At 65.6% G+C, this 18,619-nt stretch carries 11 protein-coding genes and 1 pseudogene; 6 read left to right on the top strand and 6 right to left on the bottom strand.

Features of this window, described 5'->3' with window-relative positions; genetic code table 11:
• Positions 1-52: 52 nt before the first annotated feature.
• Positions 53-685: pseudogene (locus LZK98_RS17375) on the top strand (IS5 family transposase); the annotation flags it as partial.
• On the opposite strand, the gene LZK98_RS17380 reads toward LZK98_RS17375, so the two are convergent.
• Entirely contained in the window at positions 653-3,646 is a 2,994-nt protein-coding gene (locus LZK98_RS17380; protein ID WP_233783779.1) for a response regulator, read from the bottom strand. The pseudogene LZK98_RS17375 and the gene LZK98_RS17380 sit on opposite strands and share 33 nt — an antisense overlap.
• Before the next feature lie 195 nt (positions 3,647-3,841).
• On the opposite strand from LZK98_RS17380, the gene LZK98_RS17385 reads away from it, so the two are divergent.
• Entirely contained in the window at positions 3,842-4,489 is a 648-nt protein-coding gene (locus LZK98_RS17385; RefSeq protein ID WP_233783780.1) for a hypothetical protein, read from the top strand.
• Between the two features lie 101 nt (positions 4,490-4,590).
• A complete protein-coding gene (locus tag LZK98_RS17390) occupies positions 4,591-5,103 on the top strand; it encodes a hemerythrin domain-containing protein (RefSeq protein WP_233783781.1) in 513 nt (170 codons plus the stop codon).
• 361 nt (positions 5,104-5,464) lie between these two features.
• Here LZK98_RS17390 and LZK98_RS17395 read toward each other — a convergent pair whose 3' ends face one another.
• The gene (locus LZK98_RS17395) at positions 5,465-5,950 is read right to left on the bottom strand and encodes a MarR family winged helix-turn-helix transcriptional regulator (protein ID WP_233783782.1); all 486 of its coding nucleotides are present in this window, start codon (positions 5,948-5,950) and stop codon (positions 5,465-5,467) included.
• 80 nt (positions 5,951-6,030) lie between these two features.
• Here LZK98_RS17395 and LZK98_RS17400 point away from each other — a divergent pair, with 80 nt between their 5' ends.
• Entirely contained in the window at positions 6,031-7,416 is a 1,386-nt protein-coding gene (locus LZK98_RS17400) for a serine hydrolase domain-containing protein (RefSeq protein ID WP_233783783.1), read from the top strand.
• A gap of 430 nt (positions 7,417-7,846) precedes the next feature.
• On the top strand, positions 7,847-9,322 hold the full coding sequence (locus LZK98_RS17405) for a serine hydrolase (protein ID WP_233783784.1): 1,476 nt from the start codon (positions 7,847-7,849) through the stop codon (positions 9,320-9,322).
• Between the two features lie 754 nt (positions 9,323-10,076).
• Here LZK98_RS17405 and LZK98_RS17410 read toward each other — a convergent pair.
• The gene (locus LZK98_RS17410; RefSeq protein WP_233783785.1) at positions 10,077-10,676 is read right to left on the bottom strand and encodes a TetR/AcrR family transcriptional regulator; all 600 of its coding nucleotides are present in this window, start codon (positions 10,674-10,676) and stop codon (positions 10,077-10,079) included.
• 49 nt (positions 10,677-10,725) lie between these two features.
• Between LZK98_RS17410 and LZK98_RS17415 the strand changes: the two genes are divergently transcribed.
• Complete coding sequence (locus LZK98_RS17415) at positions 10,726-11,571, top strand: oxidoreductase (RefSeq protein ID WP_233783786.1); 846 nt, start codon at positions 10,726-10,728, stop codon at positions 11,569-11,571.
• Positions 11,572-11,958: 387 nt separating this feature from the next.
• On the opposite strand, the gene LZK98_RS17420 is transcribed toward LZK98_RS17415, so the two are convergent.
• The 3 genes from LZK98_RS17420 to LZK98_RS17430 are packed head-to-tail and all read right to left on the bottom strand — an operon-like array spanning position 11,959 to position 18,464.
• A complete protein-coding gene (locus LZK98_RS17420; protein WP_233783787.1) occupies positions 11,959-12,309 on the bottom strand; it encodes a hypothetical protein in 351 nt (116 codons plus the stop codon).
• 19 nt (positions 12,310-12,328) lie between these two features.
• On the bottom strand, positions 12,329-12,754 hold the full coding sequence (gene bamE / locus LZK98_RS17425) for an outer membrane protein assembly factor BamE domain-containing protein (protein WP_233783788.1): 426 nt from the start codon (positions 12,752-12,754) through the stop codon (positions 12,329-12,331).
• 34 nt (positions 12,755-12,788) lie between these two features.
• Positions 12,789-18,464 carry a YadA-like family protein gene (locus tag LZK98_RS17430; RefSeq protein WP_233783789.1) on the bottom strand — a complete coding sequence of 1,892 codons (5,676 nt, stop codon included), beginning with the start codon at positions 18,462-18,464 and terminating at the stop codon, positions 12,789-12,791.
• Positions 18,465-18,619 lie beyond the last annotated feature (155 nt).

The following is an 18,619-nucleotide window of genomic DNA, read 5'->3' on the forward strand; positions in this document are numbered from 1 at the left end:
CTAAGGTTGCGATGTTTGGTTCCAACCTGGATCGGTCTGTGAGTTCCTAATCGGGCGGAGCATCGCCTGCTACAATCGCTTCGTGCGATGGCGGAAGGCAGGCGTGTGGGATAGGCCGATGGACGCCATCACCGCCGCGCACGACGGCGACATCCAGATGATCGACAGCACCTCCGTTCGCGCTCACCAGCTGGCAGCGACGGCAAAAAAGGGGTGCCGATCACTGTCTCGGTCGATCACGCGACGGGCTCACAACAAAGATCCACGTTGTCGTCGACGCGGAAGGCCTCCCGATCCAGCTCGGCCTGACCGCCGGACAGACGCACGACGGGCAGATCGCCGACACACTGCTCGACTACCTTAAACCGCGTACCATCGTGCTGGCGACGAGGCTTACGATGCCGACCGCATCCGCAAGCTGATCCAGGACCAGGGCGCCACGCCCAACATCCCGCCCAAGAGCAACCGGAAGTGGAAGCCCTGCTTCAGCAAACGGCTCTACCGCGAGCGCAACCCGATCGAGCGGTTCTTCTCCAAGCTGAAGCACTCCCGCCGCGTCACCACCCGCTACGACAAGCTCACCGCCAACTTTCTCGCCCTGGTCCAGCTCGCCTCAATGCGCCTGTGGCTGCGAGCTTATGAGGTCTACGGCCTAGACTTCTCGTTCGGCACACGCGACCCTTAGCTCTTTGAGCGTCTGGTCGAGCACGCCTGCCTTGTAGGGCTTTGCGATCACGCGAACGCAGCGATCGTCGCCGAACTGCTCTTTCAATTCGTCCGCGCGCTGCTGCGAAGCGATCACGATCGGCAGGTCGGCATGAAGCGCGCGCAGTTCGCGAAGCAGGCCGTCAACGCTTCGATCGGGAAGCGCATCGTCCAGCACGACCGCATCGTAGCGCCCCTGCGCCGCCCGCACCTTGCCGAGCGCCTCGCTGCCCGTGCCCGCCTCTTCCACACGGAACCCGCTTCCGGCCAATGCTTCCGCCGTCAGCGAGCGCACGGTGGGCTCGGCCTCGACGATCAGCACGCTGCCGATGCCGGCGCCGGCATCGATCATGTCCCGCACCTTCTGGGCGAGCACCTCGAAGGTGAACGGCTTGATGACCACCTCGACTCCGGGGTCCAACCGCCCGCCGTGGACGATCGCGTTGCGCGTATAACCCGAAGTATAGAGGACGCGCAGGCCCGACCGGAGCTCGCGCGCCTTCTCGGCAAGCTCGCTTCCGCTCATGCCGGGCATCACCACGTCGGTGAACAGAAGATCGACCCAGTCGTCCTGGCGCCCCAGCAGTCGGAGCGCGGACGCGCCATCATGCGCCTCGAGCACGCGATAGCCGAGCTCACGCAGACACTCGACGGTATAGGTACGGACGTCATCGTCGTCCTCCACGACCAGCACCGTCTCCTGGCGGGGGCTCCCCTCGAATCCGGACCCCACGCGCATCTGCTCCTCGTCTTCGGCCGGATCGGTGAGCAGGCGCGGCAGATAGATCTTGACGGTCGTCCCCTCGCCTTCCTCCGAGTAGATTTTGACGTGCCCTCCCGATTGCTTGACGAAGCCGTAGATCATCGAGAGCCCGAGGCCGGTGCCTTTCCCGACCTCCTTCGTCGTGAAGAACGGTTCGAACGCACGCTCGATCACATGGCGCGGCATGCCGGTGCCGGTGTCGGTGACAGCGATCATGACATAGGCGCCGGGAGGCACTTCGGCCTGCATGGCTGCATAGCCTTCGTCGAGCCGCACATTGGCGGTCTCGATGGTGAGCTCGCCCCCTTCGGGCATGGCGTCGCGCGCGTTGAGCGCGAGGTTGAGTATCGCGCTCTCGAGCTGGTTGGGATCGGCTTCGACCCGCCACAGTCCGGGGGAGGTCACGATCTCGAGCCGGACGAGCTCGCCCAAGGACCTCTGGAGCAGATCGGACATGCCGGTGACGAGCTTATCCGGGTCGATCGGCTTGGGGGCAAGCGGCTGGCGGCGCGAAAAGGCGAGCAGGCGCTGCGTCAGCGATGACGCTCGCTCCGCGCCCTTCATGGCATTGTCGAGCGAGCGGTGCACGCGCACGTCGCCAATGTCGGCAGCGTCGAGCGCCCGCTTCGCCATGCCGATATTACCGGTGACCACCGTCAGCAGATTGTTAAAGTCGTGCGCGATCCCGCCGGTCAGCTGGCCGACCGCCTCCATCTTCTGCGCCTGGCGTAGCGCCTCCTCGGCCTGGCCGCGACGTGCGACCTCTTCCGCTACCCTCTCCTCGAGCCGGTCGTTGAGATCGCGCAATCGCTCCTCGGTACGCTTGCGCGCCGTCATGTCGATGGCGGTGCCGATGAACCGCACTGCCCGCCCATCCTCGAAGATCGCACGGCCGGTCGCGGCCAGCCAGCGCTCGACGCCGTCTTCCCGACCGACGGTGCGATACTCGATGTCGTAGTCGCCCGAGCCGTCCGGGCTGAGCGCAGCCTGGACCGCCGCATGGGCCCGCTCGCGATCCTCTGGGTGGAGCCCGGCGAGGAAGCTCCCCTCGTAGCTGACCTCGGCGTCGGGCGGCAGACCGAACAGCGCCTTGCATTTCGCGTCCCAACGCAGCTTCCCGCTGACCGGATCGAAGTCCCAGGTGCCGATGTCCGCTGCCTCGTTCGCGAGGCGCAGCCGGTCCTCGCTGGTGGCCAGGTCGGCCTCGGCCGTACGTCGCTGGGTCAGCTCGAGCTGGAGCGCCTGGAACAGCCGGACATTGTCAATCGCGACCGCTGCCTCGGCCGCGAGGCCGGCGAGGCCGCGCTCGGATTCGGGCGTGAAGACCCCGACGTCGCCGTGACCGAAGAACAGCCCGCCGATCACCTCCCCGGTCCGCGACACTACCGGCACGGCGAGATAGCTGCGCACCGGCAAATGTCCCTCGGGCATGCCCTTGCGCGGCGCGTTCTTTCCGTAGCGCGGATCCTTGGTGATGTCGTCGGAGCGGACGACGCCTTCGCCATTGAACGTGGGGGCGAACACGGGAGTGTTGCGCGGCATGGGGAATTGCGAGAAGGCCTCGGCGGGCGCGCCCGACAGCGTGTAGAGCATGTAGCTCTCGCCGGCATCGTTCAGCACATTGTAGAAGAACGCTCCGAACGCGGCGCCGGTGAGCTCGACTCCGGCGTCGGTGACGATCTGGACGAGCTCGTGGAGATCGGTCTCCGCGGCGAGCGCCGATCCCGCGCGATTGAGGATCTCCAGCGCGCGACGCTCCTCGATCAGGGCTTCCTCCGCCTGACGCTGGCTGGACCGATCGCGCAGCACCTTGGTGAAACCGACGACTTCGCCACCGATGTCGCGGATGGGTGTCATCTCGCCGGTTGCCCAGAAGCGTGTGCCGTCCTTGCGGACGCGCCAGCCCTCCGCACCACCGCCACGGCCGATAGCAAGTGCGTCCCGCATCTCGCGATCGAGCGCTTCCGCGCCAATGTCGTCCGGAAACAGCCGCTCGAGCGTGCGGCCGAGCATCTCGTCCTCGCGCCAGCCGATGATCCGCTGCGCGCCCTTGCTCCAGCTGGTGACCTTGCCGTCCACATCAGTTGTGATGATCGCCGTGTCGACCGCGCTGTCGACGATCTGGCGCCATTCGTCCGCGGTGATCGGATGATGCCCGTCGCGCCCGCTTCCGGCCATGTGTCCCCTTCTCATCTTTTTTTGGCGATCGCTGAACAAGTGGCGCCCCGTTTTGTTGCAGGAGGCACGGCCGCAAGACCGTTCGATTGACCGGAATGCTACTCGTTGGAACTCCAGCTCCCGGCAACACGTTGCGCAGCCGAGCTATAAGTCATTGGTCGCTGGAGAAGTGGTCATGGGAAAAGGCATTTTATTGTGGCTGCTGGGCGTGCCGCTGCCGATCATTCTCCTTCTTCTGCTGTTCTGGCACTGATCATGGCAGAAAAACCCCTCAGCGCGGTCGATCCCGCCCTCTATCCGGCTGGCGTTCCCGACGGAGCGGGAAGTTCAGCCGTGGCCTGGTCCGCCGTGATCGCCGGCGCCGTCGCCGCGATTGCTCTCACCCTCACTCTCCTGGCCCTCGGCTCGGCGTTCGGCCTAGCTACGGTCTCGCCTTGGCCCGGCGTCGGTGCCAAGCCGACCACATTCACCATCGGCGCCGGCATATGGCTGATCATCACCCAATGGCTCTCGGCCGCTCTCGGCGGCTATCTTGCCGGCAGGCTCCGCGTCCGCTGGCATGGGCTCCACACTGACGAAGTATTCTTCCGCGACACGGCCCATGGCTTTCTGACTTGGGCCATGGCAACCGTCCTGATGGCGATCGTCGCGGTTGTCGCGGCCGCCCTGTCGAATGTCCCGCCACCGCCGGTGGACGCACTAGCGACGCGCGAGACCATCGACGCGGCACGCAAGGCCGCTGCCACCTTCGCTGGTTTCACCGGCCTGTCGCTCGTCATCGGCGCGTTCATCGGAAGCGTGAGCGGAGCGATCGGCGGCAGGCTTCGCGATCGGCATCCCTGAGCCCGCACGCACGATCGCCACGAACAATCATCTCGCGCCCGTGCACTCAGGCGGAACGCCCTCGGCAGGAGATGGTTGGACCGTCATTAGGGAGGTGCCACATGGCGAAGCAGCAGTTCACCGATGCCATCATGTTGCTCAAGGCAGATCACCGCGACGCGGAGGCGCTATTCGAGAAATTCGAGAAAGCAAAGGGAAGCGCCAGGAAGCGGCAGATCGCGCTCGAGCTTTGCACGATACTCAAGATCCATACGATCGTCGAGGAGGAGCTGTTCTATCCCGCGTTTCGCGGCAAGATCGACGATGACGTCCTCGACGAGGCGCATGTCGAGCACGACGGTGCCAAGATTCTGATCAACGACATCGAATCCGGATCACCTGACGACGAGTTCTTCGAGGCCAAGGTGACGGTGCTCGGTGAGGACATCAAGCACCATGTACGCGAGGAGGAAATGCCCAGGGAGGGCATGTTCGCGCAGTGCCGCAAGACGGATGTCGATCTGGTGGCGCTTCGCGACCAGATGCTGGCCCGTAAGGAGGAATTGCTCGCCCAAGCGAAAACGGCGGGTCTCCCAGCGGCGAAGCCGAGCGCCGTGAAACTCGTTCCTGCCTGATCGGATGTCTGCCCGTGCTGCGGCTTCGGGCGGCTGATCTGGATCCTTGGCTCCCCGAGGGGAATCCGGTTGCCGGATGCGCTGACTTGCCTGCTCTATGTCGCCATGACCTGGGCGCTCGCCCGCTTCGGCGTCAGGCTCTAGGTCTTCGGCGGCCAGTTATGTGGCTCGCCCTGAGTGTGAGCGCCGCAACCTATAAGCGAATGGCCGTTTTCAGGAACCTCGGCAGGAGCCTCAAAGGTCGCCGATTGGGGCGCTTACCCGTCGTGGTTGGATATGGCTGAAATCGAGCAGCCACTTTGGGGAGCTGGATCGCGAAGTGGACATCCCCGTCCCACCAAAATGACGGATTAGGAGGTCGCTAGATTCTACTCGCTGCACCATCGGCAATGCGCTCGAACAGTGACTTTCGCGCGAGTGCATCTTCAAGTCTCGCCAGCGCCTCAGTCACTCTGCCGGCTTCGGCATCGAGTGCTCGCGCCGCGTCGTCAAAGGCAGCCCAGAGCGGCCGCAATTGCGCGACCAAGGCCTTGCCGGACGGAGAAAGGGTGAGCACGCGCCGACGCGCATCGCTAGGGTCCGCCTCGGATGCGATCAAACCCGCCCGTTCGAGCGACTGGCGGGTCTCGCTGACCGAAGCATGCGTTATCCCAAGCGCATCGGCCAGCTGTCGGACGCCTAGCGGGCCGACGAGCGCCAGCTGATTGATAACGCCGAACCAGCGCTGCTCGAACCGGACCCCGCGCGCGGCATAGACGCGCGAGGCGTCGGCATCGATCGTCGCGCTCAGGCGCCGCAGGCGCGCGCCGAGCGCGGCACCACCCATTTCCGCAACATAGTCCTTCATCAAGGTTCTCCAAATCTCGATTGACTCATCGGTAGGCACCTACCTAATTAGGTGCAACGATCATTCGTGAAGGTTGATTCATGATCCTATCGAGACGCCATGTCTTGAGCGGAGGGCTAGCGCTTGCCTGTCCGCAACGTGCTTTCGCCGCGCAATCGCTCATGCCCATAGACTGGCTGTCCCGGTGGCTGGCCGCCTTCAACGATCCCGGTGCCGCCACTTATCCTGAGTTCATCAGGCGGAACATTCCGAGCCTGGTCCCTTATCTGGACGAGGATTTGGGGGTGCGCGAGGCGTCCGGCGGCTTCGTCCTTCTGCGCAGTGAGCAGACAGGCCCCCAAGAAATCACAGCATGGGTCCGCGACCGCAACTGGGAGCGGTTCTCGAAGGTCGTGCTGTCGATCGGCGGCCGCCTCATCGATGACCTGTCCTTCACTGGCGCGTCCGAGCCGGCCGGCTTCGTCGTTCGGCGGACGAGCGAAGGCGCGACCGTCCGCGCACTTCACGAAAAATTACGCACAGAGGCGGCTGCCGGCCGGTTCTCGGGATCGGTGCTGGTCGCCAAGGGAGATCATGTCCTCCTGCGTGAGGCTTATGGCGCGCAGGATGCCGGAAATACGCGGGCCGTGACCCCCGCCACCCGCTTCTGCATCGGCTCGGCCGGCAAGATGTTCACGGCGGTCGGCGTGCTGCAGCTCGTGCAGGCTGGCCGGCTGAGCCTGACCGACACCATCGCGATGCGCCTGCCGGATTATCCCGATACGCCGCTTGCCCGATCGGTGACGGTCGAGCAGCTGCTCGCGCATACCGGCGGGACCGGGGACTTCTTCGGCGCCGACTACGACGCGCACGCGTCGGAGCTACGCACGCTATCCGACTTCGTCCGGCTGTTCGGACGGCGCGATCCACTGTTCCCGCCGGGCTCCCGCTGGGGCTACAGCAATTTCGGCTTCATACTGCTCGGCGCGATCCTCGAGCAGATATCCGGCCAAAGATGGGACGCCCATCTGGACCAACGTGTCTTTCGTGTCGCCGGCATGACGGCCACTTCGGCCGTCGCATCAGCGGAGGATACCGCCGTCCCGCTCAACGGAGCCGCGCAAACGGGATTGAAGCCGCTGTCCTACTATGGCGGACTGCCCGCCGGTGGCGGCTATTCGACGGTCGATGACCTGCATCGTTTCGCGACGGCACTGCGAGCGGGCGCCCTGCTCGATCCGGCCCACCGCCTATTGCTGACGACGCCCACTGTCGCGGCCGGAAGCGCGCAATGGTCGCTCGGCTTGCGCATCGCTATGCGTAACGGCGAGGCGAGCTATGGCCATCGCGGCAGCGCTCCAGGGGTGAACGCCGACTTCGCCGTCTATCCACATTCCGGGTACACGATCATCGTGCTGTGCAATCGTGGGCATCCTCACGCATCGAACCCGGCGGAGTTCGTTGGCGCTCGGTTGCCAATTACCTGAGCTGCGGCGTGACGCGCCGTCCTGGCCTCGGGATTATGGGAGATCCAGCACCGGACAGCATCAAATCTTTAGCACTTCGCATCGGGCCGTGAGGGCACCACGGGACGGTTGCGCTGGCGCTCAAGCAAGTCCTGCCGTTGAGTCTCGCTCATCACTCGCCCAGCGATAAAGAATCCGCTCCGTAGCTGGCAGGCTTGCGTGGTTCGGTGACATTGGCGGCCGGCCCGGCGCGATAGCTCTCTCGCACCGGCACGAGGTTCTCGCGCCGACAAGTTGTCCCCTTGACAGTATTCAAAAATGGAACGACTACAGATGTAGTCTATGGAGAAGGTCCGTAGACTCTGTAGCGATCTTAGCAGTGCTCACGTTCTGAAGCTGGAACGAGTTCGGATCGATATCGCATTTCTTGGGATAAGCCGGGGACAATAGCATGCTTAAGGCAATCCGCTTGGCAACACGAATGGCGATTTTCGCGCTACTGAGCGCGTCCACGCCCATCGCTACTCAGACGACCCCATCACTGGTCTCGTCCCAAGCCGCCGCTATCCCCGACACGCCGGTCGGCCGTAAACTGCGTGCCTACCTTGAAGCCTTCAACAGCGACGAGCCTGAGCGGATCAACGAGTTTTTCGGGGAAAAGTCTCCACCTTCCGGGGCGCCCAGCGCCAACGCAGGCTTGCGAGCCGCAACGGGCGGCTTTGATCTCGTTGAACTTCAATCCGCGACCGACAACAGGATTGTGGCGGTTCTTGGGGAGCGGCTTTGGGAAGGCTCCTATTCACAGCTCACTCTCGAGGTGGATCCGCTAAACGGCAAAATCAGAGCAATCTCACTCCAGCCGGCGTCGGCGCCCGCGAACCTGCCACGCATCAAGAGAATGACCGAAGGCGAGGCACTGGCGGCGTTGAAGGCGAAACTCGACCGGGTGGCAGGAAGCGGCGATTTTGCGTTCTCCGGAGCGGTACGGGTTTCCCACAACGGAAGAACGGTGTTCGATTTCGTCAGCGGTCAGGCTGATCGGGAGAACGGCATCGTCAACACATCCGATAGCAAGTTCCGTATCGGCTCGATGAACAAGATGTTCACTGCCGTCGCGATCCTTCAGCTTGTCGACGCTGGCCGTATTTCGCTGAATGGCACTATCGGTACTTACCTGAGGGACTACCCAAACAAGGAACTCGCCTCGCAGGTGACGGTCAGGCACCTGCTGACGCATACCGGAGGGACGGGAGATATTTTCGGTCCCGAGTTCGATCAGCACCGGCTTGGATTGTGCGAGCACTCCGATTACGTCGCATTATACGGCAAGCGTAATGCAGCCTTCAAACCCGGCGAACGCTTCGCCTACAGCAATTTCGGCTACGTGCTCCTGGGAGCGATTATCGAGAAGGTTACCGGCCAGAGCTATTTCGACTATGTGCGGACGCACATCTACCTACCGGCAGGAATGACCGCGACTGGATCTCTGCCAGAGACGACACATGTGCCGAAACGTGTGGTGGGCTACACCACCCGTGGCCCCACCGGACCGGTGAAGAGCGGCCCTAATACGGACAGCCTACCATGCCGAGGCACTTCGGCAGGTGGTGGCTACTCGACTGTCGGCGACCTGATACGCTTCTCCGAAGCGCTTCGCAAAAATACTCTTCTGAATCCCCGGCTGCTGGCTGAGGCAACGCGCCTGCAGGTTGCAGAGGGACCGTATGGCTACGGGTTTGTCGAGCGGCAGGTAAACGGCACCCGTGCGTTCGGTCACAGCGGCGGCGCGCCCGGTATGGCCGCCGAGCTGATGGTGTTCCCTGAGCTTGGCTACGCCATCGCGATCGCCGTCAATACCGATTCTCAGATCACTACCCGCATCGCCCAGTTTGTTGGCGCTCGATTGCCGGTTGCCGGGGGATATTGAACCACGAGCCGGTCGTGCAGCCCGCTTCGTCCCCTCAGTCCATCGATCATGACGCCGCGGGGAACCTGAACGAACGTCGGCGATCAGGAACCGCGATAGGGCCTTCAATGGCGAAAAGTGGGCGTTAGCGGACGGGGTGGATGATCGAAATGGGGCGCGAAGCAGACGTAACCCAGATAAGTAGTTACACTGACCCGATGATTCCGGGAATAGCGACAGTAAGCTGCTTCCATAGAAGACGAGAGATGAGGAAAGTGACGCCATCCGGGCGGAAACCGCCCTTCTCACCTCAGCTCAGCTCAGCTCACGGCAATTGAGAGAAGTGCCTGCTCTTGGCTATCGTTAGAAGATCTTGATAGAGCAAGTCGTCGTCACACGAAGATCGGCCGTCATGATGCAGGGTAGAACGCTCATCATCGCACTGGTCACACCGTTTGTCGGGTTCGGCACCGGCTTCGTCCTGCGTCCGATCATTGCTCCGGTTACGCAAATGCCGCTTGCCGCCGGCCCGTCTGCCTTCGCCGGCGGAGGCACGCAGCACGCAATATTTCGCGGCGCATCTCGACGAGGCGCGGCGGATCGTGGCGCAATGTCGCGACGGTTCCGTTCGCGGGACGAATGCGCACGGCCCTAGATTGCCGTGCCGCTAGGCTACGGAAGCTCTAGGCAGCCGGCCATTCAAAGCTTCATGGTTCTGTATCGCATAAGCGCGAGCGAACAGCCGCCCCAAAGGGCAAGACTGTTGAGTGTTTCGCTAATCGACGAAGCCGAGCAGTAAGGTGCTCGCGATCTTGTGCGCACTAGGAGCTAGCGCATCGTCCGACAGCTCGCCCGCGGTCCAGAAGGACAGCACGCCCCGGAAGGTGAACGCGAGCTGCTCCGGCAGCGTACGGATTGCCACCTCGCGCCTGTTCGCAGCGAGCCCCTCACCATCGCCCAGCGCGCGTGCCCATAATGTCGTCGAGTGCGCCAGCACCGTACCGGGGGACGAAGTCGCCGTGCCGAGCCAGCCCATCACAGCCCGGTTCACGTCCGGTTCCTCGAGCATCACCGCCGCTGCCACATCGACAGCCGACATCACGCGGTCGACGGCATTTTCAAGAGGCGGCGCCGCGTCGAAGCGCTCGATCATGGCATTGATCCGCCGCCCGGACAGCGCGTGCATGATCGCGCCCTTGCTGCCGAACTGATTGAACGGCGTCGCGAAGCTGACGTCTGCCTCGGAGGCTAGGTCGCGCATCGAGAACTCTGCCTTGCCTTCGCGAAGCAGACGCTCGGCTGCATCGATCACGCGCTCGCGCAGCGGCTCGCCTCTTTTGGCAGGCTTGGATGGTCCAGTCTTGCTCGTGGCCATACAGGTATCTATATCATGATATAGTCAATTTCGGAAGCAGAGTAGACCAGTGATTGCCCCCAATCCCAAGACATTCCTGATCACCGGCGTCAGCTCAGGCCTGGGCCGCGCCTTCGCCGCCGAGGCCCTTGAGGCCGGGCACCAGGTCGTTGGCACGGTGCGCCACGACGACGACGCCGCGAATTTCGCCGCGCTCGCACCCGGCCGCGCGCATCCACTGCTCCTGGACATCACCGACTACGATGCCATTCCGGCGGCGGTCGTCGATACCGAGCGTGAGGCCGGCCCCATCGACGTGCTGGTCAACAATGCCGGCTATGGTCACGAAGGCGTGCTCGAGGAGTCGTCCATCGAGGATCTCCGGCGCCAGTTCGCCGCCAACGTGTTCGGGCCGGTGGCGATGATCAAGGCGGTGCTGCCCGGGATGCGGGGTCGCCGGCATGGCCATATCATCAATGTGACGTCGATGGGCGGCTTCATCACCATGCCCGGCATCAGCTTCTATTGCGGAAGCAAGTTCGCGCTCGAGGGTATCTCGGAGGCGCTCGGCAAGGAAGTGGCCGGCTTCGGGATCAAGGTGACGACACTGGCGCCAGGTCAGTTCCGCACCGACTGGGCGGGACGCTCGATGGACCGTACGCCGCGCAGCATCGCCGACTATGATGCAGTGATGGACCCGATCCGCAGTGCACGGCAGGCCAAGAGCGGCAAGCAGCCGGGCGACCCTGCCAGGGCCGCGCGGGCGTTGCTCACCATTGTCGAGGCGCCCAACCCGCCGGTACGGCTATTCTTGGGCGAGGACGCGCTGGCACTGGTGGAGCAGAAGCTGGATGCGATGCGCGCGGAGCTCGCCGACTGGGATGCGCTTTCCCGCTCGACCGGCTTCCCCCTCTGAGCGATTGCGCAGGAGGCTTGAGGAAACGGATCGTCACTGCGAACATAAGCGAGGCCGCGTGTTACCTTTGGGGACCGGCCAGCGATAAGAAGCCATGCGGCGACGCCCCCTCTCGATGCTGACGACGATCCGGCCCGGGACCGGGTTCCGCCGGCTTTGTCCGCCAGCACCATGAAGCGGCTCGATCACGAACCACGAGTGAGCGGCCTATGGAAGCGTTACGCCCGGCAGTGTCCGATCGATCTCGCCTGTGACCGCTGGCGTGATGTCCATCGCGTTGTTCCAGCCATAGGCGTGGTCGCGCTCCATGACGACGCTGCAGGCGGTGCGGGTGACGACGCGGCTGAGCGCCTGGCCGAGCGCGCCGTCGATCTGCTGCTGGCCGCGCTACTGGGCGGCGATGAAACGCGCGTTCTGCTGCTGCTCGAGCGTCTGCGCCTGCTGATTGAGCGCGGTGAGCTGGCGTTGATACTCGATCGGCGCGATCGCGCTCTGCCGCGCCTCGAGCTGCCGGCGCTGCTGATCCAGCGCCGCGCGGCGCTGGGCAAGATCGCCGTTCAGCGAGCCCTGCATCTGCTTGAGCTGCGCCTGCATCGACTGGCCTGCACGGGAGGCGGCAATCGCGCCGGCGCGCGACAGCAGGCACAGGCCCTGGATCGGCGGGCCGAAGGTCTGGGCCTGCGCCGGCATCGCGGCGCAGGCAAACAGGGAGGCGGCGATGAGGCTGATCGAGCGCATGCCGCCGCCTCTCGCCCAATCAGTCGGCGGCCGCAACCCGGTCCGCACAGGCCTGATCCTGCCAGATCACCTCTGACACGGAGACGTTGTAGAGGCCGCGCTGGCGCGTGAAGCGGATCTCCATCCGGCAACGCACCCGCTCCGTGCTCCCCGGCGCGGTGGGGAAGAACAGCACATAGTTCCATCGCCGGGTGATGCCCTCGTCGAAGTGGGGCGTGCCGATCAGCCGGTAGACGGTGAACTTGTCGACGCCCGGCGTGATCATCCGGACCGCGGCGGGATCGACGACCACGCCCAGCTTCTTGTGCTCGAGCGGCGTCGGGTGGAACGCGCTGGGATCGACCCTGCCGACATAAGCCGGGGTGGTGCCGGCCTTCTCCCCGGCGATCGCCGGCGAGAGACCGAGGGTGGCCAGAAGCGGAAGGGCGAGGAGCTTGAGGGTCATTGTGTCCTCCTTGAGATGATGGGGTTCACGAGGATCAGAACTGGAAGCCGACGCCGACGTTGGCACCGACATGTTGCTGGGTGTCGTAGGTGGCGCCTGCCTTCACCACGGTCACGCCATCATCCATCACCCGCGACAGGCCGAGCGCGAATGCCGACTGGCCGCGATAGGTGCCGCCGCCGAACGCCAGCATCCCGCGACCCGGCTCGAACGCCTGCGGCATGCCCGCCGCAGCGAGCGCGCCGGCGGTTCCGGCATTGGCCTCGCGCCGGACCTGCGAGAGGTCGTACTGGATCCCGGCGACCTTCTGGTCGGTGTAGGCATTGGCCGACTGCAGCGTCTTCGACAGCCCGTCGTTGAGCTGCTGGACGTTGACCGCGTCGGTCGGCGCCACGCCAGCCGCGACATTGTGGATGGTCGCCGCCGACCCGCCCGGATTGAGCGTCACCGAATTATGGTCGGCGTCATATTGCACCGAATTGTTGGCGACCTGCTGCACCTGATGGAGCTGCGCGCCGTTGACCGCATCGGTGGAGGTGGCGTTGACCGCGCCCGCGCCGACGTTCTGGACGACGTTGCCGCCCATGTTGACGCTGGTGTTGGCACCGACGGTAAGCCCGCCGTTCGCCGTCACCATGCCGGCGAAGGTCGGATTGTCGACCACCCCGACCTGGAGCTGGTTGCCGTTCAAGGTCACGACGGTGTTGGAGCCGGCGGTGACGTTGAGCGTGCCGTTCGACCCGATGTTGGTCGACGGACCGCCGTTGGCCTGGATGTTCCAGCCCGCGCTCGCCGTCTGATTCAGCGACTGCAGCGCGTCGTTGACGTTGTTGTAGGTGTTGCCGCCGACGTTGAGTTGGGTGGTCACCGTGCCCGTGGTCGGATCATAGGTCGAGCCGCCGCCCAAGCTGTTCGCGACGCTGTCGCCGAGGTTGGTGACATTGTTGGCGACCTCGGTCACCCGGTTGTCGACGTTGGTGACGCGGTTGTCGAGGTTGGTCACCTTGTTGTCGACCGCCTGAAGCTGGCTGACGTTGACCGCATCGGTCGCCGCCGAGCCGGCGGCGACGTTGGTGACCTTCCGCTCGGCGCCCGCGCTGCCCACCGAGACCTCGCCGGCCGAGTTCTGCGGCGCGGTGAGGCCATAGCCGGTGTAGCCGCTCTCGGAGCCGACCGAAGTCGTCGCCCCGGCGCCCAGCGCGACGCTGCCCGAATGGGTGGCGTTCGCCCCAGCGCCGATCGCGACCGACTGGATGCCGTTGCCCTGGGCATTGGTACCGAGGGCGATGGCGTCGGCCTGGGCGACCTGCGCGTTCTGACCGATCGCGGTGCCGCCCGGTGCGGTCGCCTGGACGATCGCGCCATTGCCCATGCCGATGCCGTTGTTGCCGTTGACCACGGTCTGCGGCCCGATCGCGACCGATTCCTGGCCAATCGCCAGCGAATCCGCCGCCGTCGAGTTGGCATGGAAATACATGATCGGCGTCACCGCGAAGGACGACAGCGCCCCCGCCAGCTGACGGATCGTCACCGCATCCTGCGCCTGGGTGCCGTCGGCGACGTTGGTGATCTGGCGATAGGCACCGGCACTGCCGACGGAGATGGCGCCGAGCAGCGTCTGATCACTGGTATTGTAGGGAATGTAGCCGGTGGTCGCCGGGATCTGGCCGACGGTCGGCGCCAGGGCGCGATCCGCGACCGAGCCGGCGCCGAGCGCCAGCGAGCCCTCGACCGTGGCCTGGGCGCCGCGGCCCAGCGCCACCGCATTGCCGGCGCTCGCCTGCGCCTGATAGCCGAGCGCCGTCGATCCTACCCCCTGGGCGAAGGCGTCGGTCGGCGCGAGGCCCGTCTCGTTGGTGCGGGCGTAGCGGATGCCGTCGCCGTTCGCGTCGGTGAAGACGGAGGTGGTATCCCCGGCGATGTTGGTGATCGTGTTGCCGAGATTGGTGAGGCTACCCTCGACGGTCGTCACCCGGCCGTCGAGATTGGTGACGGTGCTGCCCAGGTTGGTGACGGTATTGCCGAGGTTGGTCACCTGCGTGCCGAGGCCGTCGACGGCCTGGTTGGTGGCGAACAGCTGCGAGCCGTTGATGGCGTCGGTCGAGCCGCCGTCGACCCGTCCGGCGGCGACGTTGGTGATGGTCCGCTCGGCTCCGGCCGCGCCGACGCTCACCGTCGAGGTGGGCGTCGTCCCCGCGAAGGTATAGGCCGTGCCGTTGATGGTCGTGCCGCCCGTGGCCACCGCAACGTCCGTGGTCGAGCCGCTGCCGAGGGCAATGTCGCCGGCGTTGTTGGCCACCGCATTGGGGCCGATCGCCACCGAGTTCGTCCCAAGCGCCTGCGAGTCCGGATCGCTCGAGTTGGCGTGGAAATATTTGATGCCGCCGCCGTTGTTGATGTTGGTGAGATCGCCCTCGATCGTCGTCACGCGACCGTCGAGATTGGTCACGTCTCCCTCGACCGTGGTCACGCGGCCGTCGAGGTTGGCGATGTCGGTGGTGTTCTGGGTGACCTGCTGGTTGGTCGCATAAAGCTGCGAGCCGTTGATCGCATCGGTCGAGCTGTCGCTGATCCGGCCGGCGGCGACGTTGGTGACGGTGCGTTCCGCACCTACCGCGCCGACGCTGACGGTGCTCGTCGGCGTGGTGCCGGCGAAATTATAGGTTGTACCGCCAATCACCGTACTCGACGTCTGCACCGCCGCCGCCGTGACGCTGTTCGCGCCGAGGGCGACGTCACCCGCGTTGCCGGCCGATGCCGCATTGCCGAAGGCGAGCGAGCCCGCCGCCGCCGCATTGGCATTGGTCCCGATCGCAACTGCATTGGCTGCGCTGGCGCTCGCGGTGTCGCCGAGGGCAACGCCCGACGGCGCGTTGGCGACGGTCGATCCCCAGCCGATCGCGACACCATTGGTCGAGGCCGCATCGACGGCCAGCCCGGTGTTCGATCCGATCGCGACGCTGCCTTCGCCCGCGGCGACGATCTGATTACCGAGGGCTGTCGCGTTGGTGGCGGTCGCCTGAGTCAGATTGCCGATCGCGACGCCTTCCAGCCCGCTCGCGTTGGCGCCGGTGCCAAGCGCGACGCTGCTGCCGCCGCTGGCCTGGGCGAGCGTGCCGATCGCCGTGGCCCCGTCCTCCGACGCCTGGGCCTGCGTGCCGACCGCAATGCTATTGAGATGGTTCGCGACAGTGCTGGTGCCCAGCGCGAGCGAATTGACGCCGGAGGCGGTCGAATTGTTGCCGAAGACGAAGGCCCCGTCGGCCGAGGCGGTCGAGGTCACGCCGACCGCTGCCGAATTGGCGCCGCTGGCCACGGTCTGCACGCCCGCCGCCAAGGCATTGATGCCGCTCGCGCCGTCATTGTTGTAGTTGCCGTTGGGGCTGCCGCCATCGTTGACGCTGTAATAATGGCTGGCCGCGCCCGCGATCGCCGCCGAAAGCGCCTGGTTGGTCGCATAGAGCTGCGATCCGTTGATCGCGTCGGTCGAGGTGTCGCTGATGCGGCCCGCGGCGACGTTGGTGATCGTGCGCGTGGCCACGGTGCCCGAGGGAGTCACGTTGCCACCGACGCTGACGGTGCTCGTCGGCGTGGCGCCGGCGAAATTATAGGTCGTTCCGCCGAGCGTAATACTGGCCGTACCGACCGCGGCTGCGGTGGTCGAGCCGTTGCCGAGCGCCACGTCGCCGAAATTATTGGCGGCGGCCGAGTTTCCGAGCGCCAACGTACTGCCAGCGTTCGCGAGGGCGCCGGCGCCGAATGCCGACGCATTTGTCCCGTTCGCGACGCTCTGCCGCCCGATGGCGATGGCGCTTCCGCCGGTCGCGGTCGAATTGGAGCCGATCGCGATGCTCTGGTCGGTATTGGCGACCGCCGTGTCGCCGAACGCGAGGGCCCCGGCCGCCAACGCCTTGCTGGTGCTGCCCAGCGCCACGGCGCCCTGGCCGACCACCTGGTTCTGATAGCCGATGCCGACCGCGCCCTGCGCCGCCGTGCCGGGCGTGCTCACCGCCTGCCCGCCGCCGCCGACCATGTTGGTGTTGCCCATCGCAACCGAACCGAGGCCGTTGGCGGTATTGTCCTTGCCACTCGCGATCGCGCCGTCGCCGAAGGCAGTGTTGGGATCGCCGATCGCCACCGCGCCGTCGCCGCTGGCGCGGTTGCCGGCGCCGATCGCGACCGCCTTGCCGCCCGTCGCGGTCGAGCTGGTGCCGATAGCGACGGCATCGGCGGTGTTCGCGACCGAGCCCAGGCCGGCCGCGATGGCATTTTCAGCAGTCGCGCTGGCGTTGTTGCCGAGTGCCAACGAGGAGACGCCAGTGCTCTGCGCGCCCGAACCTGCCGCGACCGAGCCGCGCCCGCTCGACACCGCCTGATTGCCAAGGGCCACGCCGAAGTCGCCCGAGGCATCAGCCTCGCGGCCGAACGCTGCCGCGCTTGTCCCCGCCGCGCTGGAAGCCACACCAAGCGCGGCGGCGCTGCCGCCGGTCGCAGTGCTTTCGCGTCCCATCGCGATCGTGTCGGTCGCGGACGCGATCACGTCTGTGCCGATGGCGATGGCGCTCTCAGCAAGGGCACCCGTGCCGGCTCCGGTGCGCGCGCCCAGATAGACGGCGTTCACACCGTTGGCAATTGCTCCACTGCCAACGGCGGTGCCGTTGGTCTGGCTGGCCAGGGCGTCGATGCCTATCGATGTCGTCGAGTTGGCAGCCACGCCGATGCCGGCATTGGTTCCGATCGCGACGTTGTCGCTGCCCGTGACCAGATTGCCTGCCGAGGCGGAAAGCGTACCGTCGTAGGTGACGGCGCCATTGCCGCTTCCGAGGGCGACGTTGCGCGTCCCCGTGACGCCGGAACCAGCGCCTCGCATCACGCTGGCGATGCCGCCGCCCATCGCGGTATTTTGCGCCCCTTGAACGAGCGTGCCGGCCGCAATGCCCACCGCAACGGAGCTTGCGTTTCCGGCGGTCGATCCGGCGCCGGCACCTTGGCCCACGGCAACGGTGCTTGCACCAATGGCCAAGGCCTGCGCCCCGAGTGCGGTCGCGCTATTCCCCGTCGCCTGGGCGCGGTTGCCAACGGCGGTGGCGGCACTGTCTGACGCTATGCTGAGGCGGCCCAGTGCTACAGCGCTCGGGCCTGAGGCTGCACTCTGAAGCCCGATCGCGACGGCCCATGAGTCGCTTGCTGTTACGTCCGTGCCGATTGCGATAGCCCCGCCGCCCGTGGCGCCCGTGCCGGGCACCGTGCGCGCGCCGAGATAGATCGTGTTGGCCTCCGATGCGATCGCCCCTACGCCGATCCCGATGGCGTTGGTGGCGCCGGCATTGGCGTTAACGCCCTCGGCAATCGAGCCTGATCCGGATGCCGACGCGTTGCCGATGGCGATGGAGTTGGGAGCCGTCGCCGAACCGCCACCCGCCTGATATTGCGCAAGCGCCGGTGTGGCCGCGCCGAAGGTGGCGATGGCAGCGAGGCCGCCGATCATGACCTGCGCGCTGGCCGAAGACAGCAGCACCGCACGGGCGCCGCCGCCGAAACCAAGCGATCCCACGCCCAGGTCCTTGCGACCAACGCCCAGCACCCGATGCGCCCGGCGCAGCACCGCCATCAGCCGCCGCCGCTGCGACCAGCTCGCGCCCTCACCGCCGACGACCCAGTTCGCGGCAAAGCGGGCGCGACGAACATTCTGCGACTCAAATCCGGACATGGCACTTCCCCTTGTTGAACTGGCCACGGCATTTCGGCCGATGGCCGGGAGCGAACAGACACAGCTTCCCCGTCGCCCCGGCGCGCGCGGACGCTTTCACGAGTTCAGGAATTCAAATTCGGCTCGATGGAGAGGGCCGGGATGAGCCTCAGCCC

This window comes from Sphingomonas cannabina, assembly GCF_021391395.1.
In the GTDB taxonomy this organism is placed as follows: Bacteria; Pseudomonadota; Alphaproteobacteria; order Sphingomonadales; family Sphingomonadaceae; genus Sphingomonas; species Sphingomonas cannabina.

Excerpts from the sequence above, each read along its gene's own strand:
- LZK98_RS17390 (WP_233783781.1), top strand. The coding sequence starts at position 4,591 with ATGGCGAAGCAGCAGTTCACCGATGCCATCATGTTGCTCAAGGCAGAT.
- LZK98_RS17395 (WP_233783782.1), bottom strand. The coding sequence starts at position 5,950 with ATGAAGGACTATGTTGCGGAAATGGGTGGTGCCGCGCTCGGCGCGCGC.
- LZK98_RS17410 (WP_233783785.1), bottom strand. The coding sequence starts at position 10,676 with ATGGCCACGAGCAAGACTGGACCATCCAAGCCTGCCAAAAGAGGCGAG.
- LZK98_RS17430 (WP_233783789.1), bottom strand. The coding sequence starts at position 18,464 with ATGTCCGGATTTGAGTCGCAGAATGTTCGTCGCGCCCGCTTTGCCGCG.
- LZK98_RS17380 (WP_233783779.1), bottom strand. The coding sequence starts at position 3,646 with ATGGCCGGAAGCGGGCGCGACGGGCATCATCCGATCACCGCGGACGAA.
- LZK98_RS17400 (WP_233783783.1), top strand. The coding sequence starts at position 6,031 with ATGATCCTATCGAGACGCCATGTCTTGAGCGGAGGGCTAGCGCTTGCC.
- LZK98_RS17405 (WP_233783784.1), top strand. The coding sequence starts at position 7,847 with ATGCTTAAGGCAATCCGCTTGGCAACACGAATGGCGATTTTCGCGCTA.
- bamE (WP_233783788.1), bottom strand. The coding sequence starts at position 12,754 with ATGACCCTCAAGCTCCTCGCCCTTCCGCTTCTGGCCACCCTCGGTCTC.
- LZK98_RS17420 (WP_233783787.1), bottom strand. The coding sequence starts at position 12,309 with ATGCGCTCGATCAGCCTCATCGCCGCCTCCCTGTTTGCCTGCGCCGCG.